The sequence below is a fragment of the Dialister sp. genome (assembly GCF_036343215.1).
Taxonomy (GTDB): domain Bacteria; phylum Bacillota; class Negativicutes; order Veillonellales; family Dialisteraceae; genus Dialister.
Genome location: NZ_JAZASU010000223.1, coordinates 1 through 1,136, shown reverse-complemented (window position 1 = coordinate 1,136; position 1,136 = coordinate 1). Strand labels below are relative to the sequence as shown.

The 1,136-nt window shown below is 47.1% G+C and carries 1 protein-coding gene; it reads left to right on the top strand.

The genetic code is table 11. The features are described 5' to 3' along the window. The first annotated feature begins 193 nt into the window (after window positions 1–193). The gene (locus tag VZT47_RS10565) at window positions 194–1,093 is read left to right on the top strand and encodes an AraC family transcriptional regulator (RefSeq protein WP_330224912.1); all 900 of its coding nucleotides are present in this window, start codon (window positions 194–196) and stop codon (window positions 1,091–1,093) included. The last annotated feature ends 43 nt before the right edge of the window (window positions 1,094–1,136 follow it).

Below are 1,136 nucleotides of genomic sequence, written 5' to 3'. Positions count from 1 at the left end.
TGCAATTTCTTTTTACAAAAAGATGGGTGGGCTTTTATTATCAGAAGACAATAATCAAAAGCATTTTGTAATTATGTGTAATTGTGGAGAAGGGGAGACTTCCCCCTCCTGAATTAAAAAGACAAAACTTCGCAAGAAATGACAGGAAATATTTGGCAGGCGGATTTATACTTCTAATCATAAGGACGGAAAAATGGAATGGATTAAGGTTATTAATGACGCGATTGAATTTATGGAAAAAAATCTGACGGAGGAGATTGGGCTTCTGGAGGTGGCTCGGAGTGTCAACATTTCGGCTTTTCATTTTCATCATGCTTTTACGATTATGACTGGGATTACGCCGGCGGAGTATATTCGAAACAGGCGCCTTACTTTGGCGGGGGCAGAACTTGCGGATGGCAGCAGTAAAATAATCGACCTTGCATTGAAATATGGATACGAAACGCCCGAGAGCTTTACCAAGGCTTTTTCCCGCTTCCACGGATTTTCTCCCATGCAGGTGCGTAAGGGTAGCCCGCTCAAATCTATGAACCGTTACACTGTCCGAATCACGATTGATGGAGGAACGATTATGGAGTACAAAATCGAAAAATGGGATGAGCTGGATTTGTTAGTCCACGCTAAGGATTTTCATGCCGAGACCAGCGACCAGGAGATTCCGGCTTTCTGGGACGAGTATTTTTCTAACGAGGCCACAAAAAAGATTCCGGGTTATCTTGGAGTTTGTGCTCAGGGCAGCGGGCCCGGCGGGCTTGCAGATAAGAGCGATGTTTTTAAATATGGAATCGGCTGCCGTGCGAGTGATGTGCTGGGGGAGGGCGTGGTTGCGGCTGATGGTTCTGTGCCTGCCGGTTCGCTTCCCGAGGGCTTTGAGATTATTCACATTCCTGCCTATACCTGGGCGGTCTTCAAATGCGTTGGTCCTGCGGGTGAGGCTATCAGCGAAGGCTGGGATAAGATTTACAAGGAGTGGCTTCCTTCTGCCGACTACGAGCGCATCCTCGACTACGACATTGAAAATTATCTTCCAGGCGATTCGTCTGCTGCAGATTACGTCTGCGAAATTTGTCTTCCGGTGAAGAAGAAGGGGTAGAGAGTGTTACCTGGGGATTTCTGTGGTAGCCTGAGAATGGCCG

Bases quoted from the DNA above. Each gene is read 5' to 3' on its own strand.
- VZT47_RS10565 (WP_330224912.1), top strand. From the start codon at position 194: ATGGAATGGATTAAGGTTATTAATGACGCGATTGAATTTATGGAAAAA.